The organism is Streptomyces abikoensis (assembly GCF_014648775.1).
Taxonomy (GTDB): Bacteria; Actinomycetota; Actinomycetes; order Streptomycetales; family Streptomycetaceae; genus Streptomyces; species Streptomyces abikoensis.
Genome location: NZ_BMRT01000001.1, coordinates 1,484,158 through 1,509,458 on the forward strand (window position 1 = coordinate 1,484,158; position 25,301 = coordinate 1,509,458).

24 protein-coding genes and 1 riboswitch are annotated in these 25,301 nt (G+C 74.0%); of the genes, 7 read left to right on the top strand and 17 right to left on the bottom strand.

The annotated features are described in order from the left end of the window. Position 1: 1 nt before the first annotated feature. A complete protein-coding gene (gene dut / locus IE096_RS06445; protein WP_189449694.1) occupies positions 2-502 on the bottom strand; it encodes a dUTP diphosphatase in 501 nt (166 codons plus the stop codon). A 5-nt stretch (positions 503-507) separates the two neighbouring features. Beyond that, positions 508-1,092 carry a PaaI family thioesterase gene (locus IE096_RS06450; RefSeq protein WP_126916464.1) on the bottom strand — a complete coding sequence of 195 codons (585 nt, stop codon included), beginning with the start codon at positions 1,090-1,092 and terminating at the stop codon, positions 508-510. Between the two features lie 59 nt (positions 1,093-1,151). On the opposite strand from IE096_RS06450, the gene IE096_RS06455 reads away from it, so the two are divergent. Then, positions 1,152-1,595, top strand: coding sequence for a DUF3093 domain-containing protein (locus tag IE096_RS06455; protein ID WP_189449222.1), 444 nt, complete (start codon positions 1,152-1,154; stop codon positions 1,593-1,595). 193 nt (positions 1,596-1,788) lie between these two features. Here the strand turns inward: IE096_RS06455 and IE096_RS06460 are convergent, their stop codons facing one another. The 4 genes from IE096_RS06460 to IE096_RS06475 all read right to left on the bottom strand — a co-directional run bounded on the left by IE096_RS06460 (position 1,789) and on the right by IE096_RS06475 (position 5,309). Then, positions 1,789-2,613, bottom strand: coding sequence for a hypothetical protein (locus IE096_RS06460; RefSeq protein WP_189449224.1), 825 nt, complete (start codon positions 2,611-2,613; stop codon positions 1,789-1,791). 13 nt (positions 2,614-2,626) lie between these two features. Further along, positions 2,627-2,923, bottom strand: a complete 297-nt coding sequence (locus tag IE096_RS06465) for a DUF4193 domain-containing protein (RefSeq protein WP_126916461.1) — start codon at positions 2,921-2,923, stop codon at positions 2,627-2,629. Positions 2,924-3,350: 427 nt separating this feature from the next. Further along, complete coding sequence (locus IE096_RS06470) at positions 3,351-4,649, bottom strand: sensor histidine kinase (protein WP_189449227.1); 1,299 nt, start codon at positions 4,647-4,649, stop codon at positions 3,351-3,353. Between the two features lie 6 nt (positions 4,650-4,655). Continuing rightward, positions 4,656-5,309: a response regulator transcription factor gene (locus tag IE096_RS06475; RefSeq protein WP_189449229.1), complete on the bottom strand. Its 654-nt coding sequence runs from the start codon at positions 5,307-5,309 to the stop codon at positions 4,656-4,658. Between the two features lie 299 nt (positions 5,310-5,608). On the opposite strand from IE096_RS06475, the gene IE096_RS06480 reads away from it, so the two are divergent. Continuing rightward, complete coding sequence (locus tag IE096_RS06480; protein WP_189449231.1) at positions 5,609-5,767, top strand: hypothetical protein; 159 nt, start codon at positions 5,609-5,611, stop codon at positions 5,765-5,767. A 244-nt stretch (positions 5,768-6,011) separates the two neighbouring features. Here the strand turns inward: IE096_RS06480 and IE096_RS06485 are convergent, their stop codons facing one another. Beyond that, entirely contained in the window at positions 6,012-6,842 is an 831-nt protein-coding gene (locus tag IE096_RS06485; RefSeq protein WP_189449233.1) for an inositol monophosphatase family protein, read from the bottom strand. A gap of 13 nt (positions 6,843-6,855) precedes the next feature. After that, complete coding sequence (locus IE096_RS06490; RefSeq protein WP_189449235.1) at positions 6,856-7,986, bottom strand: ferrochelatase; 1,131 nt, start codon at positions 7,984-7,986, stop codon at positions 6,856-6,858. Between the two features lie 143 nt (positions 7,987-8,129). On the opposite strand from IE096_RS06490, the gene IE096_RS06495 reads away from it, so the two are divergent. Then, positions 8,130-9,392, top strand: a complete 1,263-nt coding sequence (locus tag IE096_RS06495) for an MFS transporter (RefSeq protein ID WP_189449237.1) — start codon at positions 8,130-8,132, stop codon at positions 9,390-9,392. Further along, complete coding sequence (locus IE096_RS06500; RefSeq protein ID WP_189449239.1) at positions 9,334-10,689, top strand: D-arabinono-1,4-lactone oxidase; 1,356 nt, start codon at positions 9,334-9,336, stop codon at positions 10,687-10,689. The genes IE096_RS06495 and IE096_RS06500 overlap by 59 nt, the downstream gene beginning before the upstream one ends. Before the next feature lie 102 nt (positions 10,690-10,791). Here IE096_RS06500 and IE096_RS06505 read toward each other — a convergent pair whose 3' ends face one another. After that, positions 10,792-11,775 (bottom strand): hypothetical protein, encoded by a 984-nt coding sequence (locus tag IE096_RS06505; RefSeq protein WP_189449240.1) that lies wholly within the window; start codon positions 11,773-11,775, stop codon positions 10,792-10,794. A gap of 435 nt (positions 11,776-12,210) precedes the next feature. On the opposite strand from IE096_RS06505, the gene sepH reads away from it, so the two are divergent. Beyond that, on the top strand, positions 12,211-13,329 hold the full coding sequence (gene sepH / locus IE096_RS06510) for a septation protein SepH (protein ID WP_189449241.1): 1,119 nt from the start codon (positions 12,211-12,213) through the stop codon (positions 13,327-13,329). Positions 13,330-13,521: 192 nt separating this feature from the next. Here the strand turns inward: sepH and IE096_RS06515 are convergent, their stop codons facing one another. Beyond that, positions 13,522-14,358, bottom strand: coding sequence for a sulfurtransferase (locus IE096_RS06515; RefSeq protein WP_189449243.1), 837 nt, complete (start codon positions 14,356-14,358; stop codon positions 13,522-13,524). A 209-nt stretch (positions 14,359-14,567) separates the two neighbouring features. Between IE096_RS06515 and IE096_RS06520 the strand changes: the two genes are divergently transcribed. Continuing rightward, positions 14,568-15,362: a VOC family protein gene (locus IE096_RS06520; RefSeq protein WP_189449245.1), complete on the top strand. Its 795-nt coding sequence runs from the start codon at positions 14,568-14,570 to the stop codon at positions 15,360-15,362. Between the two features lie 24 nt (positions 15,363-15,386). On the opposite strand, the gene IE096_RS06525 is transcribed toward IE096_RS06520, so the two are convergent. The 4 genes from IE096_RS06525 to IE096_RS06540 all read right to left on the bottom strand — a co-directional run bounded on the left by IE096_RS06525 (position 15,387) and on the right by IE096_RS06540 (position 21,120). Beyond that, positions 15,387-16,046, bottom strand: a complete 660-nt coding sequence (locus tag IE096_RS06525; protein ID WP_189449247.1) for a thymidine kinase — start codon at positions 16,044-16,046, stop codon at positions 15,387-15,389. 55 nt (positions 16,047-16,101) lie between these two features. Next, positions 16,102-17,310 (bottom strand): alkaline phosphatase family protein, encoded by a 1,209-nt coding sequence (locus IE096_RS06530; protein WP_189449249.1) that lies wholly within the window; start codon positions 17,308-17,310, stop codon positions 16,102-16,104. Continuing rightward, entirely contained in the window at positions 17,310-17,897 is a 588-nt protein-coding gene (locus IE096_RS06535) for a DUF5998 family protein (RefSeq protein ID WP_189449250.1), read from the bottom strand. Before IE096_RS06535 ends, IE096_RS06530 begins: the two co-directional genes overlap by 1 nt. 82 nt (positions 17,898-17,979) lie before the next feature. Next, positions 17,980-21,120 (bottom strand): GNAT family N-acetyltransferase, encoded by a 3,141-nt coding sequence (locus IE096_RS06540; RefSeq protein ID WP_189449251.1) that lies wholly within the window; start codon positions 21,118-21,120, stop codon positions 17,980-17,982. A 153-nt stretch (positions 21,121-21,273) separates the two neighbouring features. Between IE096_RS06540 and IE096_RS06545 the strand changes: the two genes are divergently transcribed. Next, positions 21,274-21,555 (top strand): HPr family phosphocarrier protein, encoded by a 282-nt coding sequence (locus IE096_RS06545; RefSeq protein ID WP_126916446.1) that lies wholly within the window; start codon positions 21,274-21,276, stop codon positions 21,553-21,555. Between the two features lie 261 nt (positions 21,556-21,816). On the opposite strand, the gene IE096_RS06550 is transcribed toward IE096_RS06545, so the two are convergent. From IE096_RS06550 to IE096_RS06560, 3 genes are all read right to left on the bottom strand, one after another. Further along, positions 21,817-22,533, bottom strand: a complete 717-nt coding sequence (locus IE096_RS06550; RefSeq protein WP_229819959.1) for a GntR family transcriptional regulator — start codon at positions 22,531-22,533, stop codon at positions 21,817-21,819. Positions 22,534-22,727: 194 nt separating this feature from the next. Further along, positions 22,728-23,531: a M23 family metallopeptidase gene (locus tag IE096_RS06555; protein WP_189449253.1), complete on the bottom strand. Its 804-nt coding sequence runs from the start codon at positions 23,529-23,531 to the stop codon at positions 22,728-22,730. Positions 23,532-23,544: 13 nt separating this feature from the next. Then, a riboswitch (cyclic di-AMP (ydaO/yuaA leader) is annotated at positions 23,545-23,699 on the bottom strand. Between the two features lie 225 nt (positions 23,700-23,924). Continuing rightward, complete coding sequence (locus tag IE096_RS06560; protein ID WP_189449698.1) at positions 23,925-25,292, bottom strand: M16 family metallopeptidase; 1,368 nt, start codon at positions 25,290-25,292, stop codon at positions 23,925-23,927. Positions 25,293-25,301 lie beyond the last annotated feature (9 nt).

A 25,301-nucleotide genomic window follows, 5' to 3' on the forward strand; every position in this document is an offset into this window, starting at 1 on the left:
GTCACTGTCCTTCCCGGTCGCAGGCGACCGAAGCGAATCCATTCCCCACGGCAGCGTGGCCACCGGTGGACCCGAAGCCCCCTTCGGCCCGCGCCGAGCCGGGAAGCTCCGCCACCTCGTGGAAGCGGACCTTCTCGACCTGCTGGACAACCAATTGGGCGACGCGGTCGAACCTCTCGAACCGGACGCTCTCGCGCGGGTCCAGATTGACCACAATCACCTTGATCTCTCCACGGTACCCGGCATCGATGGTGCCCGGGGCATTGACCATGGACACCCCGCAGCGGGCGGCCAGGCCCGACCGGGGGTGGACGAACGCCGCGTAGCCGTCGGGCAGCGCGATGGAGATGCCGGTGGGCAGCACCGCGCGCTCACCGGGGGCGAGCTCGGCGGCCTCGGTGGTGACGAGGTCGCAGCCCGCGTCACCGGGGTGCCCGTACGAGGGAATGGGCACCTCGGGGTCGACCCTGCGGATCAGGACGTCCAGTTGCGGACGGGGCACGACGCTCACGGGTTCACCTCAAAGGCTCGGGCGACCTTCACCTGGTCGGGATCGGCGAGGGCGGCCTGGATCTCCTGCTTGCGGCCGTTCTCGATGAAGTGGTCGACCTTGACCTCGATGAACACCGCGTCCGCCTGCACCGCGACCGGGCCCTCCGGCCCGCCGATACGGCCGGTGGCCGTGCAGTAGATCTTGCGACCGTGCACCGCGACGGCCTCGGCCGTCAGGTGCAGCACGGTGCCGACCGGCACGGGACGCGTGAAGTCCGTCTCCAGCCGCCCCGTCACCGCGATGGTGCGCAGCAGCCAGCCCAGCGAGCCCAGGGTCTCGTCCAGGGCCGTGGCCAGCACACCGCCGTGCGCCAGGCCGGGGGCGCCCTGGTGGGCCTCCCTGACGCGGAACTCGGCGGTGACGCTCACTCCGTCGCCGGCGCGGGTCTCCAGGTGCAGCCCGTGCGGCTGACCGCCGCCACAGCCGAAGCAGTGTTCGTAGTGCGACCCGATGATCTCTCCGGGCGCGGGGGCTTCGGGGTGCCGCACCGGAGGCCGTGCGTCGGCCGGCGGTGTCAGCGCTGTCGTTCGTCCACTCACAGGGGCTGACCTTACCCGCGCGGACGGGGCCCGGTCCCGTCCGTGCCAAGCTTGTGCGCATGCAGCCTTACGAAGAACGCCTGACCGCGCCCCGATCCTGGTGGGTCATCGCGGTCCTGGCCGGCGTCGCCATGGCGCTGATCCTGCTGCCGCTGGGCACCCTGCCGATGCTGGGCGGGCTGATCGGCGGCTCGGCGCTGTCCGCGATGGCGGTCAGCTCGTACGGCTCCGCGCGGATCCGGGTGGTCGGCGGCGCGCTGGTGGCGGGCGACGCCAAGATCCCCGTCACGGCGCTGGGGGTGCCGGAGGTGCTGGACGCCGAGGAGGCCCGCGCCTGGCGCACCCACAAGGCGGACACCCGCGCGTTCATGCTGCTGCGCGGCTATGTGCCCACGGCCGTGCGGATCGAGGTCACCGACCCGGCGGACCCGACTCCGTACGTCTACCTCTCCACGCGTTACCCGGAGCGACTGGCCGCCGCGGTCGAGGCCGTACGGGCTTAGTCGAGGCCGTAGGGGCTTTGCGGGGAGGCCGTAGGGGCCTGGTCGGGGCCGTACGGGCTTCAGGTCGGGCCGGTGGTCCCGGAACCCGGCCTCGGGGATCCCGGGGCCCAGGCGGTCACCCACAAGGGCCACACGGGCCTCTGGGAGGCCCGTGCGGGCTTCCGGGTCGGGCCCGGTCGGCCCTCGCGGCGTCTCAGGCCAGCCCCAGGCCCTCGTCCGGCGGCTCCGAGGGCGTGCCCGCGAGCTCGTCCCAGGAGGTCTGCCGGGCGCGCAGGTCCTTGCGGACCTTCTCCGCGAGCCGTTTGGTGTCCCGGCGGTTCATCACCGCGCCGACGGTCGCGCCGATCATGAACGGCGTGAGGTTGGGGAGGTTGCGGAAGGTGCGCTTCAGCACCCGCTGGCGCAGCTCGCGGCGGAGCTGGCCGCCGAGCGCGGCGTTGACGGTCAAGGGGGACGTGACGTCGATGCCACGCTCGTCGGCCCAGGCGCCCAGGTAGGCCAGGGCCCGCTGGCGCCCGTTGCCGGGGGCCCGGACGCCGTACACCTCGTGCAGCTCGGCGATGAGCTTGTACTCCACGGCGGCGACGCCGATGACTTCGGCCGCCAGCTCCGCGGGCATGGCGGGCGGCACGGGCAGCATGGCCGCCGCCCCGATGCCCGCGCCCACCGTGGAGGTGCCGTAGGCGGCTCCGGCCACCAGTTTGTCCGCGAGCTCCTCCGGCCCGAGGCCGGGGAACTGCGCGCGAAGGGTCGCGAGATCACGCACCGGGATGCGTGGAGCGTTCGCGATGATCCGGTCCGCGACGGCGGTGAGGCCCGCCCGGGCGCCCCGGCCGCCCTTGCGCAGCCGCACGGCGGCCTCCTGGCCGACGACGGCGGCGAGCGAGGCCATGCGGCCTCGCTCGGTGGTCGGGCCGACACCCGCCTCGACCGCGCCGCCAGGGACGTCCTCGACGGGCCCGGAGGTCAGCCCGGGCCGCTGGGAGCGCCGCTTCCGGAACGGGTTCGAGCCTGCCATGGCAGACCCTGCCTCACTCGCAGTCGCGGCAGATCGGCTGGCCGTTCTTCTCCCCGGCGAGCTGGCTGCGGTGGTGCACGAGGAAGCAGCTCATGCACGTGAACTCGTCGGCCTGCTTGGGCAGGACCCGGACGGCCAGCTCCTCGTTGGAAAGGTCGGCGCCGGGCAGCTCCATGCCCTCGGCGGCCTCGAAGTCGTCGACGTCGACCGTCGACGAGGACTTGTCGTTCCGCCGGGACTTCAGTTCTTCAAGGCTGTCACTGTCGACGTCGTCGTCGGTCTTGCGTGGGGTGTCGTAGTCCGTTGCCATGTCGCTCTCCCCCTCTGGGTGTCTGCGGTATCTCCAGCGCACGTAACGCGTGAGAGGCCGGACTTGTGCCCGACCCGAGGCGGAGATTTTGCCTCACATCAAGGTCTGTTACTCAATCGACACCCAACCGCACACCTGAAGAGGTGATCGGGACGGGTGCCGATGGGGACCGTACACGGTCGAAATGCCGTGTACGGCCATGCCATTCCGTGTACTTCCCGTGATCAGGACCCCCGGAAACCCCCATTTTTCAGGCGTTCCCCCGGGGCCACCGGTCACGGAGAGTAGATGGCCGGAAGTCTGCGTATGTGACCGATCACACACGGCCGCGATGCCGGGCGGACCGGATGAATTCCGCCCAAAGCGAACCCGCGACGCCCTATTCTCGCAGACTTCCCGGCCCGGGTGCCGCCCGGGTCGGCACCGGTCAGGTGGGCAGGACGACCCGCATGACCAGGCCACCTCCCTCACGGGGCTCGGCGGTGATCCGCCCGCCGTGCGCCCGCGCCACCGAGCGCACGATGGACAGCCCCAGGCCGACGCCCTTGTCGCTGCCGGTACGCTCCGTGCGCAGCCGGCGGAAGGGCTCGAAGATGTTGTCCACCTCGTAGGCCGGGACGACCGGGCCGGTGTTCTCCACGATCAGCACGGCCTGGCCCGGCAGGGCCTGGGTCGTGACCTCCACCCAGCCGTCCGGGATGTTGTAGCGCACCGCGTTCTGCACGAGGTTCAGCGCGATCCGCTCCAGCAGCACGCCGTTGCCCTGGACGACCGCGGGCTGCCGGGTGCCGCGCAGCTCCACGCCCTTGGTCTGGGCCTCCCCGCGCGCCTGGTCGAGGGCCTGGGAGGCCACCTCGGCGAGGTCCACGGGCTTGCGGTCCACGATCTCGTTGTCGCTGCGGGCGAGCAGCAGCAGGCCCTCCACGAGCTGCTCGCTGCGCTCGTTGGTGGCCAGCAGCGTCTTGCCCAGCTGCTGGAGCTCCGGGGAGGCGCCGGGGTCGGACAGGCTGACCTCCAGCAGGGTGCGGTTGATCGCCAGCGGGGTGCGCAGCTCGTGCGAGGCGTTGGCGACGAAGCGCTGCTGGGCGGTGAAGGCGCGCTCCAGCCGGTCCAGCATCTCGTCGAAGGTGTCCGACAGCTCCTTGAGCTCGTCGTCCGGGCCGCCCAGCTCGATCCGCCGGCTCAGATCCGTGCCGGCCACCCGGCGGGCGGTCCGCGTGATCTTGCCCAGCGGGGAGAGGACCCGGCCGGCCATGGCGTAGCCGAAGGCGAAGGCGATCACGGCGAGGCCGAGGAGGGCGAGGAGGGAACGGCGCAGCAGGGAGCCCAGGGCCGCCGCCCGCTGGTCGACCATGCAGCCGTTGAGGATGCTGTTCGCCTGCTCGGCGTTGAGGCCCGGGCTCTTCAGCGCGGGGCAGGTGTTACGGGTCACCTGGACCTGGCTGCCGTCGACCAGCTTGATCAGCGGCTCGCTGCCGACCTCCAGGGCGTTGGCGGCCAGCAGATAGATGATCGTCAGCAGCAGGACGCCGGCCATCAGGAACATCCCGCCGTAGAGCAGGGTGAGGCGTATCCGGATGGTCGGGCGCAGCCAGGGGAAGGGCCGTACGACCGGCTGGCGCGGGTCCCAGGTGGGCTTGGGGGGCGGCGTGGCCGCCGGGCCCGGCCCGCCCGCCGGAGGGGCGGGGGGCGGCGGGGGCGTGGGGGTGGCGGGGGTCTGGGACATCGCGGCTCAGATCCGGTATCCGGAGCCCGGGACGGTGACGATCACCGGGGGCTCGCCGAGCTTGCGGCGCAGGGTCATCACGGTGACCCGGACCACGTTGGTGAAGGGGTCGGTGTTCTCGTCCCAGGCCTTCTCCAGCAGCTGCTCGGCCGAGACCACAGCACCCTCACTGCGCATGAGGACCTCCAGGACGGCGAACTCCTTGGGCGCCAGCTGCACCTCGCGGCCGTCGCGGAACACCTCGCGGCGGTTGGGGTCCAGCTTGATGCCGGCCCGCTCCAGCACGGGCGGCAGGGCGACGGTCGTCCGTCGGCCCAGCGCCCGGACGCGCGCGGTGAGCTCGCTGAACGCGAAGGGCTTGGGAAGGTAGTCGTCGGCGCCGAGCTCCAGGCCGGCCACGCGGTCGCTGACGTCGCCGGAGGCGGTCAGCATCAGGACCCGGGTGGGGATGCCGAGCTCGACGACCTTGCGGCAGACGTCGTCGCCGTGGACGAGCGGCAGGTCGCGGTCGAGCACGATGACGTCGTAGTCATTGACGGCGACGCGTTCGAGGGCGGCGGCTCCGTCGTACACGACGTCGACGGCCATGGCCTCCCGGCGCAGTCCGGTGGCGACGGCGTCTGCGAGCAGCTGCTCGTCCTCGACGACGAGTACGCGCACGGCGCTTTTCCTTCCTCTTGGCCCGTGTGGGCAGGCGTGATGACCCCTGATGGGTTCCTCCATCCTGCCTCGGATGTCGGTAAACCGGCTGTAAGGGGTGCCCGGCGGACTGCTGGGGGAAGGATTCCGGATTCTTCGGCGGCCGAAGGTTTCCGCCCGGACCGGGGTGGGGAAGACGTCTGCACACCCGCGATCACGCTTCTCCGTACGCCTCCGCGTACGCGGGTACTCCACGCAGTGATCGTTTTCGCCGTGGCACACCCCCGTGCCGCCAACCCACGACGAGGGGGCGCAGCACCATGGACGCGTTCACCGCTGGCATTCTGCAGCGCATAGAGACGACCCGGTCCGACCTCGACCACGCCCGACGTACGGGCGACGACTACCTCGCCGACGTCGAACAGTCGGAGCTCGACGAGCTTCACCGCCTGGCGGCGGAGCACGGCGTGCAGGTCTGATCCGCACAGCGCGGAGCGCCCCCGGCACGGCTTCGGTCCGTGCCGGGGGCGCCTGCGTGCCGGCGGGGCGAAGCCCTCGGGCCTGCCCGCCGGGGGCCGGGGCGGCAGCCCCGGGAAACGGTGAAAGGGTGGGGCCGGGGCCTCTCCGCCGCCGCGACGGCGGCCGGCCACCGCGTGGGAGCCCGGCGGTGCCGAACGACCCGCACCCCCACCGCAAGCCGGAAGCCGGAAGCCGCCCGCAGGGCTAGTCGTGCCAGGCCCCCAGCTCCTCCAGCCGGGCCTGGAGCGGCTCGAAGAGCCCCGGCGCCGCCGCGATCGTCAGCTCGCCCGAGGCCGGGTCCTCGGGGCGGCGGCCGCCCGTGAGGGCGCCGGACTCGTGGGCGATGAGGGCGCCCGCCGCGTAGTCCCAGGGATTGAGCCCCCGCTCGTAGTACCCGTCGAGCCGGCCGCAGGCCACGTCGCACAGGTCGATCGCCGCCGATCCCCCGCGCCGGATGTCCCGCACCTCCGGCAGGAGCGCGCGGACCACCTCCGCCTGGGCGGCGCGCCGGGCCGTCAGATAGCCGAAGCCCGTGCCGATGAGGGCCTGGGAGAAGACGGGCGCGGGCCGGCAGCGCAGCCGCCGCTCCCCCTCGAAGGCGCCCTGCCCGCGTACGGCGCGGTACGTCTCACCGCGCATCGGCGCCGCGACGACGCCCACGACCGCCTCGCCGTCGATCTCGGCCGCTATCGACACGGCCCACGACGGCAGCCCGTACAGGTAGTTGACCGTGCCGTCGATGGGGTCGATCACCCAGCGCACCCCGCTGGTGCCCTCGGTGCTGGCGCCCTCCTCCCCCAGCAGCCCGTCGTGCGGGCGGCGCTCCGCGAGGAAGCCGGTGATCAGCTTCTCGGCGGCGATGTCCATCTCGGTGACGACGTCGATGGGGCTGGTCTTGGTGGCGGCCACGCCGAGATCGGCGGGCCGGCCGTCGCGCAGCAGCGCGCCGGCCCGGTCGGCGGCCTCCAGGGCCACGGCCAGGAGTTCGTCCTTGAGGGCATCGGGGGCATCGAGGGCGTCAAGCGCATCGGTCACGGTCGGCGGCTCCTTACGCGTACGGGCTGTCGGCACCGGCGGCGGCCGGGCGCGGGGCCCGCGCCGGGCAGCAGCCGACGGGGCAGAGGTCGTGGGAGGGGCCGAGCGAGCCCAGCGCGCAGCGCTCGGGCCGCTCGCCCCGCTCGGTCGCCGCACGCTCCAGCACCAGCTCGCGGACGGCGGCGGCGAAGCGCGGGTCGGCGCCGACGGTGGCGGCCCGGGCCACGGGCAGGCCCAGCTCGGCGGCCTTGGCGGCGGCCTCGGTGTCGAGGTCGTACTTGACCTCCATGTGGTCCGAGACGAAGCCGATGGGCACCATGACGACGGCCGGCGCGCCCTCGGCACGCACCGCCTCCAGGTGGTCGCAGATGTCGGGTTCGAGCCAGGGGATGTGCGGGGCGCCGCTGCGCGACTGGTAGACCAGGCGCCAGGGGCGGTCCTCGACGCCGGTCTCCTTCCGCACCGCCTCCACGACGAGCCGGGCCACGTCGAGGTGTTCGGCGACGTAGGCGCCGCCGTCGCCGTGGCCCTCGGCCGGGCCGGAGGTGTCGGCGGCGGCCGTGGGGATGGAGTGGGTGGTGAAGGCCAGGTGGGCGCCGGCCCGGACCTCCTCGGGCAGCCGGCCGAGCGCGGCCAGCGTCGCCTCGGCCATGGGCGTGACGAAGCCGGGGTGGTTGAAGTAGTGCCGCAGCTTGTCGACGCGCGGCAGGGGCAGGCCCTCGGCCTCCAGCGCGGCCAGCGCGTCGGCGAGGTTCTCCCGGTACTGCCGGCAGCCGGAGTAGGAGGCGTAGGCGCTGGTGGTGAGGGTCAGTACGCGGCGGTGGCCGTCGGCCACGATCTGCCGCAGGGTGTCGGTCAGGTACGGCGCCCAGTTGCGGTTGCCCCAGTAGACGGGGAGGTCGACGCCCTGCGCCGCGAAGTCCTCGCGGAGGGCGCTCAGCAGTGCGCGGTTCTGCTCGTTGATCGGGCTGACGCCGCCGAAGAGGAAGTAGTGCTGCCCGACCTCCTTGAGCCGCTCGCGGGGGATGCCCCGGCCGCGGGTGACGTTCTCCAGGAACGGGACGACGTCGTCCGGCCCCTCGGGCCCGCCGAAGGAGAGCAACAGCAGGGCGTCGTAGGGGGCGTGGGATGGCTGATCCGACATGCCTCCGATCCTGCCACCCGCCACTGACAGCCGGGAAATGGCGGTGCGTCGCACGAACATCCGGACGTAAGCTGTATCGGCCACCTACGTCCCTTACGGCACCCTCTACCCGTCCCCAGTGCCGACCCTCCCGGGAGCCGTCCTTGTCCAGTCCCTACCGCGCGATATTCGCCGCACCCGGCACCAAGGGCTTCGCCGCGGCGGGCCTCGTCGGCAGGCTGCCCCTGTCGATGCTCGGCATCGGCGTCGTCACCATGATCTCCCAGCTGACCGGCCGGTACGGGCTGGCGGGCGCCGTATCGGCGACCCTGGCGCTCTCCGCCGCCGTCCTGGGACCGCAGGTCTCCCGGCTGGTCGACCGGCACGGGCAGCGGCGCGTACTCCGCCCGGCGACGGCCCTCGCGCTGACGGCCGTCGCGGGGCTGCTGGTGAGCGCGCAGCAGCGCTGGCCCGAGTGGACGCTGTTCGTCTTCGCGGCGGGCGCGGGCTGCGTGCCGAGCGTGGGGTCGATGGTGCGGGCCCGGTGGGCGGCGCTCTTCCACGGCTCGCCGCGCGAGCTGCACACGGCGTACTCGGCCGAGTCCGTCATCGACGAGGTGGTCTTCATCATCGGGCCGATCCTGTCGATCGGCCTGTCCACGAGCTGGTTCCCCGAGGCGGGCCCGCTGCTGGCGGCCTGCTTCCTGGCGATCGGCGTCGTGTGGCTGACCGCGCAGCGGGCCACCGAGCCGAAGCCGCATCCCCGGACGGACCAGACGGCGGGCTCCGCGCTGGGCTCGCCGGGGCTCCAGGTGCTGGTGGTGGTCTTCGCGGCCACCGGCGCCCTGTTCGGCTCCATCGACGTCGTCACCGTGGCCTTCGCCGAGGACCAGGGCCACAAGGCCGCCTCCAGCCTGGTGCTCGCGGTGTACGCGCTGGGCTCCGGCATCGCCGGCGCGGTCTTCGGCCTCCTCCACCTGCGGGGCGACGCCGCCCGCCGCTGGGTTCTGGGCGTGTGTGCGATGGCCGTGAGTATGATCCCCCTCCAACTGGTCGGGAACCTGCCGTTCCTGGCCGTGGCGCTCTTTGTCGCGGGCCTGGCCATCGCGCCGACGATGGTGACCACGATGGCCCTCGTCGAGCAGCACGTACCGCGCGCGAAGCTGACCGAGGGCATGACCTGGACGAGCACCGGGCTGGCGGTCGGCGTGGCGCTCGGCTCGTCGGCCGCCGGCTGGGTGGTGGACGCGGCCGGGGCCCGGGCGGGGTACGCGGTGTCCGGCGCGGCGGGACTGCTCGCGGCCGTCGGCGCGTTCCTCGGGTACCGCCGGCTGCGGCCGGCGCCGGAGCGGGTGGGGGTGCGCGCCCATGGGGGCGACGGCAAGGACGGACAGCACCTGGCGGAACAGCGCCACCAGGAGGCATGACGACGGCTTATGGCGCAACTGGGCGGGGAACGTCACCGCCCGGCCCGTGCGCAGGGTGGCCCCGAGGACCGCGGAGGAGCTGTCCGCGGCGGTCGTCCGGGCCGCTTCCGACGGCCTGAAGGTGAAGGCGGTCGGCAGCGGCCACTCCTTCACCGCCGCGGCGGCCACCGACGGTCTGCTGATACGCCCGGAGGGCCTGACCGGCATCCGTTCGGTCGACCGGGACGCCGGGACCGTGACGGTCGGCGCCGGCATGACGCTCCGTCGGCTCAATGAGGAGCTCTCCGCCCGGGGCCTGTCCCTGACGAACATGGGCGACATCATGGAGCAGACGGTCTCCGGGGCCGTCAGCACCGGCACCCACGGCACCGGCCGTGACTCGGGCGCGATCGCCGCCCAGATCGCCGGGTTGGAGCTGGTGACCGCCGACGGTTCGGTGCTGACCTGCTCGGCGCGGGAGAACCCCGAGGTGTTCGCCGCGGCGCGGGTGGGCCTCGGCGCGCTGGGCGTGCTCACCGCGATCACCTTCCGGGTCGAGCCGGAGTTCCTGCTCACCGCGCGTGAGGAGCCGATGTCCTTCGGCGCGGTGACGTCCGGCTTCGACGCGCTCGTCGCGGAGAACGAGCACTTCGAGTTCTACTGGTTCCCGCACACCGACCGCTGCGTCACCAAGCGGAACAACCGCGGCGCGGGCCCGGCGGACCCGCCCGGCCGGGCCGCCGCCTGGGTGCAGGACGAACTGCTGTCGAACGGGCTCTTCGGCGCCGTCTGCGCGCTGGGCCGGGCCGTCCCCGGGACGGTCCCCGGGATCGCCCGGCTCTCCGCCCGGGCCCTGTCCGCCCGTACGTACACCGACATTCCCTACAAGGTCTTCACCAGCCCCCGCCGGGTGCGCTTCCTGGAGATGGAGTACGCGCTGCCGCGTGAGGCGGCGATGGCGGCCCTGCGGGAGCTGCGGACGATGATCGAGCGGCGGCGGCTGCGGGTGAGCTTCCCCGTGGAGGTGCGGACGGCCCCGGCCGACGACATCCCGCTGTCCACCGCTTCGGGCCGGGATACGGCCTATATCGCCGTACACATGTACAGGGGCACACCGCACCAGGCGTATTTCACGGCCGTCGAGCAGATCATGACGGCCCACGGGGGACGGCCGCACTGGGGCAAGCTCCACGGCCGTGACGCCGCATATCTGGCCGAGGTCTATCCGCGCTTCGCGGAGTTCGCTGCGGTGCGGGACCGGCTGGATCCCGACCGTGTCTTCGGCAACCCCTACCTGACGCGGGTCCTGGGCCGGTGACGGCACGGGCGCCGGGCGCGGCCTCCTCGTGGGAGGTCCGCCGCCCGGCGCCCGTGGTGTCCGCGTCGTGTCGCCCGGTCTGTCCTACAGGCCCGGCCCGTCCTACGAGACCGTGCCCGTGCCGGTGGTGCCGGTGCTCGTGCCGGCCGCCGCGTTCTGGCCGGGCTGCGGCGAGGGGGACTGGCCGCCCGTGCCGCCGGAGCCCTGGCCACCGGTCCCGCCCTTGCCCGCGTCCGGCGACGTGCCGGAGTCCGGCGTCGGGGTCGGCTTCGGCGTGCCGCCGCCGGAGGACGGGGTCGGCGTGGGGGTGGGGGTGTTCTTGCCGCCCGTGCCGCCGCCCTGCTGCGACGCGCCCGGGGAGGGGGTCGAGCCGCTGTCGCCCGCGTCCGTCCCGTTGCCGTCGTGCGAGCGGCCGGGGTCCGGGGTCTGCGGCGGGGCCTGGTCCTCGTCCTGCTTCTTCTCGCTCCTGTCCGGCTGGAAGATCCGGCTGACGGTCGTCCCGCCCTTGTCACCGTCCGCGCTGGAACCGGAGACGAGCTCCACCGCCGTCACCGTGCCCATGGCCAGGGCGAAGACGGCGGCGGCCGCCAGCAGCGGGCGCTTCCGGCCGCGCAGCCGGGTGCCGTGGGTCGTGCCCTTCGAGAATTCCTCCGAGAACTCGCCGGAGGAGGCGTGGATGTACGCGTCGTCATGCGCGCCGGTGTACGCACCGGCGTACGCCTCGGATTGCGCCGGGTTCGCACCGGGATGTGACACCTGGTGCAGCAGTTGCGTACGGTCCTCGGTCCCCGGTGGCGGGTCCGCCGCGTCGATCCGCCCGAGCAGCTGGGTGCGCTCCAGGTCGGCCGAGCGTGCCCGGCCCACCGCACGGGACGCGTCGCGCACCGGGACCTGGCGGAGCCGGGGCTCCGACGGGGTCGCCGCGTCGCGTATCTGCTCACCCGTACGTTTGAACAGGTGCTGGAAGACTGTGCCACCCGTCGTGGCCACGACACTGACGACACCGGCACCGAGCACCGTGCCGTACACCCCGAGCCGGCCCGCCAGCATGGCCGCCACGACCGCCGCCAGCGCACTACCGGCCACTTGTGCGACGCTCAGCTCCAGACGCCTGCCCTTGGCTTTTGCCTCAGTTTCGGCTTTGTCGTCCATCTCCAGCCTCTGTTGTTCCCTTCGGTCCCTCTTATAGCCAGAAGAGACATTCGAGCCTAACGAACAGTTCCGAATCGGGCGATTATGTGAACCTCGCCACCCACGGGAACCGGGCCCGGACGCGCCCCCCGCAAGGGGCGCATTCCAACTCCCTTGCCGCACGAGAACTTCGCTGGCGCGCCGATCCACGCCCGCTGGCCCGAATGGAGTACTGTGGCGAGCCCTGGCCCCAATATCCCGTTCGGCTGCCCGGAAACCACCGGACCCGTCGGGAGGGGCCCGGGCGGCTCTCGCCCCGTCAACTCGGCAATGTTGTGGCAGGCTGCTACCCGGGCAGGCCACACTCGACTAGCGGAAGCAGCGACGCAGGTGACGTCGGCAGGCACCACCCGGGAGGTCCCCATGCCCGAACTGCGTGTCGTGGCAGTCTCCAACGACGGCACACGGCTGGTGCTCAAGTCTGCGGACAGCACGGAGTACACGCTTCCCATCGACGAGCGGCTCCGCGCCGCCGTGCGCAACGACCGCGCACGCCTCGGCCAGATCGAGATCGAGGTGGAGAGCCACCTCCGGCCCCGCGACATCCAGGCCCGCATCCGGGCCGGTGCCTCGGCGGAGGAGGTCGCCCAGCTCGCGGGCATCCCCGTGGAGCGCGTACGCCGCTTCGAGGGCCCCGTGCTCGCCGAGCGCGCCTTCATGGCGGAGCGCGCCCGCAAGACACCCGTGCGCCGCCCCGGCGAGAACAGCGGCCCACCGCTCGGCGAGGCCGTCGCGGAGCGCATGCTGCTGCGCGGCGCCGAGAAGGACACCGCCCAGTGGGACTCCTGGCGCCGCGACGACGGCACGTGGGAGGTCCTGCTGGTCTACCGCGCCGCCGGCGAACCGCGCGCGGCCAGCTGGACCTACGATCCGCCGCGCCGGATCGTTCAGGCGCTGGACGACGAGGCGCGGGCGCTCATCGGCGAGACCGACGACACGCCCGAGCCGACCTTCCCGTTCGTGCCGCGCATCGCCCGGCTGCCGCGTGACCGGCCGCTGGACCGTTCCCTCGACCGGGACCGGCAGCAGCCCGCCGGCCCGGACGCGGAGGCACCCTCCGGCGACGCGCCGGCGGAGGACGCTCCCGCGCCCAAGGAGCGCGACCGCGACTCGCTGACCAGCCTGCTGGAGGCCGTCCCGAGCTTCCGGGGCGACATGGTCGTACCCGAGCCGCCGTCGACGCCCCCGGCCGTCGGCGCGGTCCCCCCGCCCCCGTCCGACGCGCCGGCCGAGGAGACGGAGCTCGTCGAGCCCCCGGCCCCGGCGGCCAGCGCCGGGTCCGCCTACGCGGATGTGCTCATGCCACGGTCGGTCGCGGGGCACCGCGAACGCCTGATCGGCACGACGGACCGCCAGGCCGAGGCGGACGGCGTCCGCCCCGGGCGGCGGGCGGCGGTGCCGAGCTGGGACGAGATCGTTTTCGGGACGCGGCGGAAGAAGCAGGACTGACCCGGCTGGCGCGGCCGGGGCGGTTCGGCACCGCCGGACACCTCGCGGTGGGCTGGGCGCCGTCGCGGCGGAGGGATGCCCCGGTCCCGCCCTTTCACCGTTTCCTGGGGGCGAGCCCCCAGACCCCCGGGGGCGAGGCTTCGCCCGCCCGCACTGGGCGGGGCTGGGGAGACCTCCCCCGCCGCGGCCGGCTCAGCCCGCGTCCGGCCCCGTCGCCACCGGCCGTGCCGGATCCGACGACCACTCGCTCCACGACCCGACGTACAGCGCCGCCGGCACACCCGCCACCGCCAGGGCGAGGATCTCGTGGGCCGCGGAGACGCCCGAGCCGCAGTAGACGCCCACCTCCGCCGCCCCCGTCGCGCCCAGACGCGCGAAACGGGCCGCGAGCTCGGGGGCCGGGCGGAAGAGGCCGTCCTCGGTGACGTTCTCGGTCGTGGGCGCGGAGACCGCGCCGGGGATGTGCCCGGCGACCCGGTCGAGGGGCTCCACCTCGCCCCGGTAGCGCTCCCCCGCCCGCGCGTCCAGCAGCACCCCGCGCCGCGCCAGCGCGGCCGCGCCGTCCGCGTCGAGCACCGGCAGCGCGCCCGGCTCGGGCACGAAGTCGCCCTCTGCCGGCGCCGGCACCTCCGTCGTCAGTTCGCCGCCGGCCGCCGTCCACGCGGCGAGGCCGCCGTCCAGGACGCGGACGGACGGGTGCCCCGCCCAGCGCAGCATCCACCACGCCCGGGCGGCGGCCCAGCCCAGACCGTCGTCGTAGACGACGACCGGGCGGTCGGAGCACACCCCCGCCCGTCGCATCGCCGCCCCGAACGCCGCGGTGTCCGGCAGCGGATGACGGCCTCTCTTCCCGGGTTCGGCCGCGAGTTCGGCGTCCATGTCGACGTAGACCGCGCCCGGGAGGTGCCCGGCCTCGTACTGGGGGCGGCCGGGCGCTGCCCCGGGCCGGTAGCGGATGTCCAGGAGCGTCGGCGGCCGTTCGCCGGCCGACTCGCTCGCCCATTCCTTCGCGGTGATGATGACGTCCATGAACCCATCCTGGCGTAGTCCGCGTTGCTCCGAACGGTCCCCTGGCCAGAAGGCGCGTTGCTGATCGATACTGGACGGCGCTGCCGAGGGCACGGAAGCGGATCGCGAATTCGGGCATGCTCAGCGGGAACCCTTACGCCCGGCACGGCCGGGGCGCGTGTCCCGGCGGGGACGCGCGGCCACCACGATGGTCCGAGGAGATACTGACGATGACCGAGGTATGGGGCTCCTCCGAGCACCGCGGGGCGACCCGGCGGCAGACACCGGGCACTCCTTGCTGGACGAGTCTCCTGGCCCAGGACCTGGAGGCGGCCAAGGAGTTCTACGGCGGGCTGTTCGGGTGGTCCTACTACACTCCCGGCCCCGGCCGGCCGGGGCCGTACGTCCGGGCCACGATCGACGGCCGGGACGTCGCCGGAATCGGGGGCCTGCCGCCCGATCGTCAACGCGCCAACGCGTGGACCACCTATCTGGCGAGCGACGACGCGGACGCCTCCGCGGAGTGGATCCACTGCGCCGGAGGAACGGTGGGCGTGGGCCCGCTGGCCGACGAGGACGCGGGGCGGCTGGTGCTGGCCACGGACCCGGCGGGGGCGCCGTTCGGCGTCCGGCAGGGGCGGGGGGCCGCCGATCCCGGTCCGGCCGGCGTGCCCGGCACTCCGGTCTGGCACGAACTGGTGACCCATGACGCCGCCGCGGTGCTGAAGTTCTACCGCGCGCTGTTCGGGTACGAGACGAAGTCGTCCGGCGCCGTGGGCGCCGACACGTTCACGCTGCACCTGGACGGCCGTCCGGTGGCGGCGATCCGGGGCGCGGGGCCGGCGCTGCGGCATCCGCACTGGATGACGTATTTCGAAGTGGCGGACGTGGACACGGCCGCCGAGCGGGTCGCCGAGCTGGGCGGCCGGGTCGTGGACGCCCCGGCGGAGGTGGCGGCCGGACGCGCGGCGACGGTCGAGGACCCGGAGGGCGCCGTCTTCACCCTGCTGCGGACGGCCGGCTGAGGGGACGTCGGGATCGGCCCCGGCTCAGCCCGCGTTCTCGCGGTCCACCGGCAGCACGTCCGGCGACAGGGCCGCCGCGCGCGCGGCCGCCGCCGTCAGCCGGCGGCGGTGGTGGCGTCGGCACAGCACCTCGTAACCGACCACGGTCTCCGGCTGGTTGACGTCGCCGACGACGACCTGCGCGCCCTCGACGACCATCTGCCCGCCGACCGTACGGGCGTTGTGGGTGGCCCGTGCCCCGCACCAGCACAGCGCCTCGACCTGGAGGACCTCGACGCGGTCCGCGAGTTCGATCAGACGCTGGGAGCCCGGGAAGAGCTTGGTGCGGAAGTCGGTGGTGATGCCGAAGGCGAAGACGTCCATGTCGAGGTCGTCGACGATCCGGGCCAGCTGATCGATCTGCTCCGGCTCGAGGAACTGGGCCTCGTCGCAGATGACGTAGTCGGCCCGACCGCCCGCCGAGAGGTGCCCGACCAGGTGGGCGTAGAAGTCGAACCCCTCCCCCGCCTCGACGGAGTCGGTGACCAGGCCGAGCCGGGAGGACAGCTTGCCCTCGCCGGCGCGGTCGTTGCGGGTGAAGATCAGCCCCTCGAGGCCGCGGGCCGACCGGTTGTGCTCGATCTGCAGAGCGAGGGTGCTCTTTCCGCAGTCCATCGTTCCGGAGAAGAACACCAGCTCGGGCATGGGAAGGCCGATGCCTTTCGTTTGATCGTGGGGGTGGGGGGTGGAACGGGGAGGCTCAGGAGCGGACTTCGAGGAGCGGCACGAGCTGCTCGACCGGCGTCATGGAACCGTGGAGGCCGACCATCTTCGACTCGTTGGGCTCGGTCTCCGTGGCAACGATCGCGACGTCGTCGCGGGCGGCGGCGACGACGTCGCCGATCCGCGCGTACACCCGGTCGTCGACGCCCTCGCCGGGCGGGCCGAACCAGCCCGCCTCGATGGCCTCGTCCCGGCCCGCGACCCACATCTGCTCGCCGAGCACCTCGCGCCACACGGCCAGGACGTCGGCGGCCGCGCCGGGCACCGCGTAGACGTGGCGGGCCCGCGCCTCGCCGCCCAGCAGGGCGACACCGGCGCGCAGCTCCCAGTCCTCGTCGAAGTCGATGCGCGACTCCGGGTCGAACGGGATGTCGATCATGCCGTGGTCCGCGGTGACGTAGAGGGCCGAGCGCGGCGGCAGCTGTTCGGCCAGCCGCCGGGCGAGCAGGTCCACGTACATCAGCTGGCCGCGCCACTCCTCGGAGTCGACGCCGAAGCGGTGGCCCTTGCCGTCCACCTCGCTGTAGTACGTGTAGACGAGCGAGCGGTCCGCGGCGCCGAGGCGCTCGGCGGCGAAGTCCATCCGCTCCTCGCCGGAGAGCCGGCCGTGGAAGGTGCCGCCGCTCAGCGCGACCTTGGTCAGCGGGGTGTGCTCGAAGTCCGGCGAGGAGACCTGGCAGGTGGCGATCCCGGCCGCGTCCGCGAGCTGGAAGACGGTGGGGTACGGCTGCCAGGCGTGGGGGTCGGTCCAGGGGCGCCAGCGGAGCTGGTTCATCAGCTGCCCGGTGGCCGGGTCGGCGACGGTGTAGCCGGCCAGGCCGTGGGCGCCGGGCGGCAGGCCCGTGCCGACCGAGGCGAGGGAGCTCGCGGTGGTGGAGGGGAAGCCGGCGGTCATGGGCGCGCCGGTGCCGTTCATGGACGTGCCCAGCAGCGAGTGGAGGAACGGGGCCTCGTCGGGGTGGGCGCGCAGCAGCTCCCAGCCCAGGCCGTCGATCAGGAAGACGCAGACCCGGTCGGCGGGCGCCAGCTCCATCCCGGAGGACATCCCGGGCACGCCGAGGCCCGCGGCGACCGAGGGCAGCAGGTCGGCGAGGGAGCCGGTGCCGTAGCGGGGCAGCGGGGCGGAGCGGGGGTCGAGCGGGGCGGGCTCGTGCCAGGCATGGCCCGCCGCGGTGGAGTAGGACATCAGCGGGTGGTCGCCGCGGTGGCCTCGGAGAGCGCCTGGGCGAAGGCGAGGGCCTGGCGGACGGTGTCCGGGCCGTCACCCGCCTCGCTGACGCGCAGGCTGAGGTCGTCGGCGGTGGAGGAGCCGGTGTAGCCGTGGTCGGCGTCGCAGTTCGGGTCGCCGCAGGCGGCGGGCTCGAGGTCGATGCGGGAGACCGCGCCCCAGCCGATGGTGAGGACGACCTCGCGGGGCAGGGTGCCCGGGGTGTAGGCCTCGGGGTTGGCGACGACGCGGCTGAGCACCACCGAGGAGATCCGGTCGAGCTTCACGGACTCGGTGGAGGTGGTGGCGTAGGGGGACGGGGAGGTGCCGTCGGCGGCCTGCTCGTCGGTGTGGCTGACGATGAATCGGGTACCGGTGAGAACGAGCACCGTGACATGGCGGCGCACCTCGTTGGAGTCGAACGTCGTCTCCTGGTGGACCAGGTACGACACGACCGGCTCACCGCCCACGGCGGCTTCCACCGCCTCGGCCACGAGGGCCGGGTAGTAGCCGCTGCGCTCGATGGCCGCGCGCAGCCCCTGGGTCGTCGTACCGGTCTTCGCCATACGTCCCATCCTACGGGGCGTACGGGGTCCGGCTGCCGCCGATCCCCGGCCAGGGCTCGGCGCCGGGGCTCGGTGCCGGGCCTCAGTACAGGGGCAGACTCCGCGGGCCGAGGTCGGAGCGGGCCGGGGGCGGGGCCAGCCGGATGGTCGCGCCCAGGATGTGCACCCCGTGCTGGGCGACGATCACCGGCTCCAGGTCGGCGCCGACGACTTCGGGGTGGTCGTCGACGAGGCGCGAGACCCGCAGCAGGAGCTCCTCCAGGGCAGCGGTGTCCACGGGGGCGGAGCCGCGCCAGCCGAAGAGCAGCGGCGCGGTGCGCACGGAGCGGATGAGCTCGGCGGCGTCCCGGTCGGTGGCCGGGACGAGACGGTGGGCGATGTCCCCGAGCAGCAGGGACGGGGCGCCGGCCAGCCCGAAGGAGAGCACGGCGCCGGCGGTGGGGTGGATGGCGGCGCGGACGACGGTGTCGACGCCGCGCGGCGCCATGGACTGCACGACGAGGCTCAGCTCCTCGGGCTTGCCGAGCAGCTCGGTCAATTCCGCGTAGGCGCGGCGCAGTTCCGCCTCGCCCCCGAGGTCGAGGCGGACCCCGCCGAGGTCGGCGCGGTGGCGGAGGTGGGGCGCGGTGGGCTTGAGGGCCACGGGGAAGCCGAGCCGCCGGGCGGCGTCCACGGCGCTGTCGGGGTCGGGAGCGGGCAGGGCGGGCAGCACGGCGATGCCGTAGCGGGCGAGGAGGCGCTGGGTGTCGGGGGCGGAGAGCGTCACGGCGCGCGGGGCGACGGCGCCGTGGGCCTTGAGCAGGACGCCGATGTCGGCGGCGGCGCCCTCTTCGTCGATGTCGTCGTACTCGGGCACCCGCCCGGGCACGGCGACGTCCCGCCGCCACCGCGCGTAACGCACCGCCTCGGCGAGCGCCCGCACGGCCCGCTCGGCGGCGGGGTAGGCGGGTATCCGGATGGCGGGGGCGCCTGTGGCTGGGCCGGGGTCGGAAGCGGTGCCGATCGGGGTGGCGGCGCGAACGCCGGGAGCGCCGCCCGAGGCGGCGGCATGCCGCGCGTCGCCGCCGATGGCGGAAGAGGGCGAAGCCGCCGCGGCACGCTCCGCCCGCCCGGCGGGGGCAGCCGGGCCGGTGGGCGGGACGCCGCTGTCGGCGGCGGGCGACGGGCCCGCCGGGGCGCGGTCCGGGCGCGTACCGGGGGCGGCGCCCGCGACGGCGGCGGCTTCCGCCGCGATGGCTCCCCCGGCGGTGGTCTCCGTCGGGGCGGCCCCGCCGTCCGCGACGGCCGGCCGTTCCCCGGCCGCGGAGGCGGAGCTCCCCGGCGGTGGGTCCGCGGGGCCCTCGGCCCCGGCCCGGGGGGCCGGGGCGCCGGCATCCTCGGCGGGCCGGTCCGGGACCGGTGCCGCCAGGGCTTCGGCCAGGCCGGGGATCTCCAGGTGGACGACCGCGACCGGCTTCGCGGTGGGGGCGGTGGCGACGGCCTCGCGCAGGGCGGTGGCGAGGTCGGCGGCGGAGGTGTCGCCGACCCAGGGGATGGCGGTGACGACCACGGCGTCGCAGGCCCGGTCGGCCAGGGCGGCCGAGAGCGCGGCGCGGAAGTCCGCCGGGGTGGCGGACGTGGTCAGGTCGCGGGGCAGCAGGGGCCGCAGCCCGTCCGTGAGGCAGGCGTCGTACGTGAGCAGGGCGAGGGATTCGGAATTGCCGCAGATCGCGACCCGGGGGCCCTCGGGGAGCGGCTGGGAGGCGAGGAGCAGTCCGGTGTCGGCCAGCTCGGTGACCGTGTCGACACGTATGACGCCGGCCTGCCGCAGCAGGTCGGAGACCGTGGCGTCGGGGATGCGGGTGGAGGGCACGGCGTGGCCGGTCGGGGCGGCGGCGCCGTGCCGGGCGCCCTTGACGACGACGAGCGGCTTGCGGGCGGCCGTGCGCCGGGCGAGGCGGGCGAACTTCCGCGGGTTGCCGATGGACTCCAGGTACATCAGGACGACGTCGGTGTCGGGGTCGTCGTGCCAGTGCTGGAGGAAGTCGTTGCCGGAGACGTCGGCGCGGTTGCCCGCCGAGACGAAGGTGGAGATGCCGACGAGGCCGGCCGCCCGCCGGTGGAGCCCGGAGAGCAGGGCGATGCCGATCGCGCCGGACTGGCTGAACAGCCCGACCCGCCCGGTGGTGGGCAGCTCGGGGGCGAGGGAGGCGTTGAGCCTGACGGCCTCGGCGGTGTTGATGAGGCCGAAGGAGTTGGGGCCGATGACGCGCATGCCGTGCGAGCGGGCCTGGCGGACCAGCTCGCGCTGGCGGGCGCGGCCCCTCCCGCCGCTCTCGGCGTACCCGGCGGTGAGCACGACGAGCCCCTGGACGCCGTGCTCGCCGCAGTCGGCGACGACGGCGGGGACCTCCTCGGCCGGGACGGCGACGACCGCGAGGTCGACCGGCTCGGCGATGCCGCCGACGGAGCGGTGGGCCGGGACGCCCTCGGGCTCCAGGCGCGAAGGCCCCTCGGGGAAGGCGCGGTTGACCGCGTACGTCCGCCCGGTGAAGCCGCCGGCGACGATGTTGCGCAGCACCGTCCGGCCCATCCCGCCGGGCTCGCGGCCGGCGCCGACGACGGCGACGGAGCGCGGGGTGAGCAGGCGCTGCACCGAGTGGGCCTCGGCGCGCTGTTCGCGGGCGCGCTGCACGGCGAGGGAGGCGTCGGTGGGCTCCAGGTCGAGGCCGAGGCGGACGACGCCGTCCTCGAAGCTGCGCTTCTGCGTGTAGCCCGCGTCCGTGAAGACCTTGATCATCTTGCTGTTGGCGGGCAGCACCTCGGCGGCGAAGCGCCGGATCGAGCGCTCGCGCGCGACGGCCGCGATGTGCTCGAGCAGGGCGGAGGCGACGCCGCGCCCCTGGTGGGCGTCCTGGACGAGGAAGGCGACCTCGGCCTCGTCGGCGGGGGCGATGCGGTCGTAGCGCACGGTGGCGATGAACTCGCCGCCGACGATCGCGGCCAGGCCCACCCGGTCGACGTAGTCGTGGTGGGTGAAGCGGTGGACGTCCCGGTCGGAGAGGCGGGGGTAGGGGGCGAAGAAGCGGTAGTACTTGGACTGGTCCGACACCTGCTCGTAAAAGCTGACCAGCCGTCCGGCGTCGTCGGGCGTGATGGGGCGGATGTGGGCGATGCCGCCGTCGCGCAGCACGACGTCGGCTTCCCAGTGGGTCGGGTACGCGTGCTCGGACGGCGTCTGCATGGGCCCAGCGTAAGGCCGGGCACCGACAGCGGGCCGGTGCCGCCCGGGCCACGGGCGCGACCGAAGGGCCCTGGTGGGGGCGCACGCGCGGGGCACCGCGCGCCCCGTGCCACAATGGTCTAGACAACCAATATCGACTTGAAGGGCAACACCATGGTTGAGCGCCGCGTAAACGTCGGCTGGGCCGAGGGCCTGCACGCCCGGCCCGCGTCGATCTTCGTCCGTGCGGCGACCGCCGCCGGCGTCCCCATGACGATCGCCAAGGCGGACGGCAACCCCGTCAACGCCGCCTCCATGCTCGCCGTGCTGGGCCTGGGCGCCCAGGGTGGCGAGGAGATCGTCCTCGCCAGCGAGGCGGAGGGTGCCGAGGCCGCGCTCGACCGTCTGGCCAAGCTCGTCGCCGAGGGGCTCGAGGAGCTCCCGGAGACCGTCTGATCCTCCGGCCCGCCCCTTTCGCCGGGCGGACCGCGCGGCGGGGCCGCGGTGGCCGACGGAGGCCGTCGCGGCCCCGTCGTCGTATCCGTCACCGGCATATCCGTGAGCGGGTGAGCCGCGAGCCGGGTATCCACGGCCCGGCCGTATTCACAGGATTTTCACACGCCGTGCGCGCCGCTCTCCGCAGACGCGCACGGCGTGCCCCGGCCGGGGACCGCCACGAATTCCCGGCCCTATTCCCCCAGGAATAGCGGCCGCTCGTTAAGGACGGACGCCCGCCGTGTTTACGGGCTGTTTCGGCGGGTGCACGCGATCGCCGCCCGTCCGCCGCAGCAGGAATTCACCGGGCGAACGGCCGGCCCGTACGGCGGCGAGTTCCCGGGCGCGCTCCACGTCCCCCCGGGCCACCGCGTCCACCAACGCCCCGCACGCCTCCCAGGTCTCCAGCGGCCGGACCACGGGCCCCGGGGCGTACACCCACGCGATCTTGCGGCGCAGCTGGGTCAGGAGCCCGGCGACCGAGGGGCTGCCGGACGCCTGGGCGAGGGTCTCGTCGAACCAGTCGCCGAGCTGGCGCAGTTCGCCGCAGCGGCCCGCGCGGGCCCGCTCCTGGCCGAGCCTGACCAGGCCCCGCAACACCTTGAGGTGGGCCTCGGAGCGCCGCTGCGCGGCCTTGGCGGCGCCCAGCGGCTCCAGCAGGGCCCGGATGTCGAGGAGGTCGGCGGCCTCGCGCTCGGTGGGTTCGGCGACACAGGCGCCGGCGTGCCGACGGGTGGTCACGAAGCCCTCGGAGGCCAGGGTGCGCAGCGCCTCGCGGACGGGCACCCGTGAGACGCCGTAGCGGCGGGCGAGGATTTCCTCGATGAGCCGGCTTCCCGGCGGGAAAGCACCGGAGACGATGTCGTCGCGGATGGCGGTGCACACCGCGTGCGTGGAAATACGACGGCTCTCGCGCGGCCCCTCGCCGTCGCCGCTCACGTACGGCCCCGCATGGGTCTACCTCCGCCTCATGCCTCAATCCCCGTGCAGCACGGCCGATTGACGTCCGTTCGGCGACTCTATGGCAATCCCGGGCGTTTTCCGATGGTGCCGCCGCTTCATGGATATTTTTTGGCCAACACGAAGGCCCCGGCCGGGGGCCGGGGCCTTTCGTACGTCGTCGCGCGTCGTCGTTACAGGTTGACGCCGTGCGCGGCCATGTAGGCGATCGGGTCGATGTCCGAGCCGTAGGTGGGGGCCGTGCGGGCCTCGAAGTGCAGGTGCGGGCCGGTGACGTTGCCGGTGGCGCCGGAGAGGCCGATCTGCTGGCCCGGGGTGACCGTCTGGCCGACGGAGACGTCGATGGAGGACAGGTGGCCGTACTGGGTGTACGTGCCGTCGGCCATCTTGATGACGACGTTGTTGCCGTAGGCACCGCCCCAGCCGGCCTCGACGATGGTGCCCATGCCGACGGCGTGGACGGAGGTGCCGGTCTCGGCGTGCATGTCGATGCCGGTGTGGCTGCCGGAGGACCACAGGCCGCTGGAGGCCTTGTAGGAGGTGGAGACGTAGGAGCCGTCGATCGGGCTCACGAAGGTGCCGAGGCGCTTGCGCTCCTCGTCGCGGGCGGCCTTCTCCTTGGCGGCGCGCTCCTCCTCGACCTTGCGCTGGGCCTCTTCGTAGCGCTGCTTGGCCTGGACGGCCTTCTGCTTGGCGCTCTCCTCGGCCTGGAGGCGGGCGGCGGCCTCGTCGGCGGCGCTGCGCTGGGACTCGGCCTGGGCGTCGACGTGCTCGGCCATGACGTCGCCCATGACGACGGCCTGGGTCAGGCCGGTGTCCTCGGGGCGCTGCGTGTCGTCGGAGGCGGCGAAGGCCGGGGCGGCGACACCGGCGACGACGCCGGCGGCCGTGAGAGTGGCTATGCCCGCCACGTTCGCGCTGACGCGCGCGGCGCGGCTCGGACGACGGTGCTTCCCGGTGGCACGGGTGAACGCCATGTCGCGGCTGTTTCCTTTCCTTCCCTCTCGCCTACCGGGTTAGCTGACGGGTTCGGAGCAGGAAGGTCTCCTACGGATCCCTCGTGAGAGGGGCCCGATTCACCCCAGGGACGTTTGGGTCCCCGGCTCCCCTCGGCTGGTGCTCCGGGGACTCGGCGATGGCTGCCCGGGGCCGCGGTCGCGGCTCCGATCGGCGGGCTGCCGGGCCTGACGCTAATCGGCGTCAGATTCGAACAGCAAACAGAAGTGGGCTTTTATGACGTACGCCACACGACCAACACCCAACCTCCGTCTGAAAGCGGACATAAGTGAGGCGCATGGGTCACAACGGACCCATGCGCCGAAGGGGCCCCGGCGCGGCGTCGCCTGCCGCGCCGGGGTGGTGAGTCGCCGTCAGGCGGGGATGACCGTCACCGGGCCGATGCCCAGGGCCTTGACGGGCTCGGCGATCTCGGCGGCGTCGCCGACGAGGACGGTGACGAGGCGGTCGGCCGGGAAGGCGCTCACGACGGCCGCCGTGGCCTCCACCGTGCCGGTCTCCGCGAGGCGTTCGTACAGCCGCGCCTGGAAGTCGTCCGGCAGGTACTGCTCGACCTGGTCGGCGAAGGTCGCGGCGACGGCCGCGGCCGTCTCGTACTTCAGCGGCGCGACACCCACCAGGTTCTGCACGGCGACGTCGCGCTCGGCGTCCGTCAGGCCCTCCGCGGCGAGGGTGCGCAGCACGGTCCACAGGTCCGCCAGGGCGGGGCCGGTGTTGGGGGTGTCCACGGAGCCGCTGATGGCGAGCATGGCCGTGCCCGTCCCGTCGGGGGCGGAGAGCAGCACCTGGCCGAAGGAGCGCACGCCGTAGGTGTAGCCCTTCTCCTCGCGCAGGACGCGGTCCAGGCGGGAGGTGAGGGTGCCGCCGAGGCAGTAGGTGCCGAGGATCTGGGCGGGCCAGGCGCTCGCGTGCCGGTCGGGGCCGGTGCGGCCGATGAGCAGCTGCGTCTGCACGGCGCCGGGCCGGTCCACGATCACGACGCGGCCGGTGTCGTCGGCGGTGACGGCCGGCACGGGCAGCGGCTCGGCGGCGGTGCCGGTCCAGGCGCCGAGGGACTCCGCCAGGATCCGGTCGAGGTCGATGCCGGTGAAGTCGCCGACGATCGCCACGGTGGTGGTGGCGGGGCGGACATGGGCCTCGTAGAAGGCCCGGACGGCCGCGGCGTCGATGCGCTCGACGGTCTCCTGCGCGCCCTGGCGGGGGCGGGACATCCGGGAGCCGGCCGGGAAGAGCTCGGCGGCCAGCGCCATGGCCGCCCGGCGGGCGGGGTTGGCCAGCTCGTGCGGGATCTCGTCCAGGCGGTTGTCGACCAGGCGCTCGATCTCGCCGTCCGGGAAGGCCGGGGCGCGCAGGGCGTCGGCGAGCAGGCCCATGGCCTTGCCCAGCCGGGAGGCCGGGACCTCCAGGGAGAGCCGGACGCCGGGGTGGTCGGCGTGCGCGTCGAGAGTGGCGCCGCAGCGCTCCAGCTCGGCGGTGAACTCCTCGGCGCTGAGCTTGTCGGTGCCCTCGGAGAAGGCGCGCGCCATGATCGTGGCGACGCCGTCCAGGCCCTCGGGCTCGGCGGCCAGCGGCGCGTTCAGGACGACGTCGACGGCGACGACCTGCTGGCCGGCGCGGTGGCAGCGCAGCACGGTCAGCCCGTTGGGGAGCAGGCCGCGCTCGGGGGCGGGGAAGGCCCACGGGGAGGCGGTGCCGGGGCGGGGCTGCGGGTGGAACTCCATCGAGGCCTC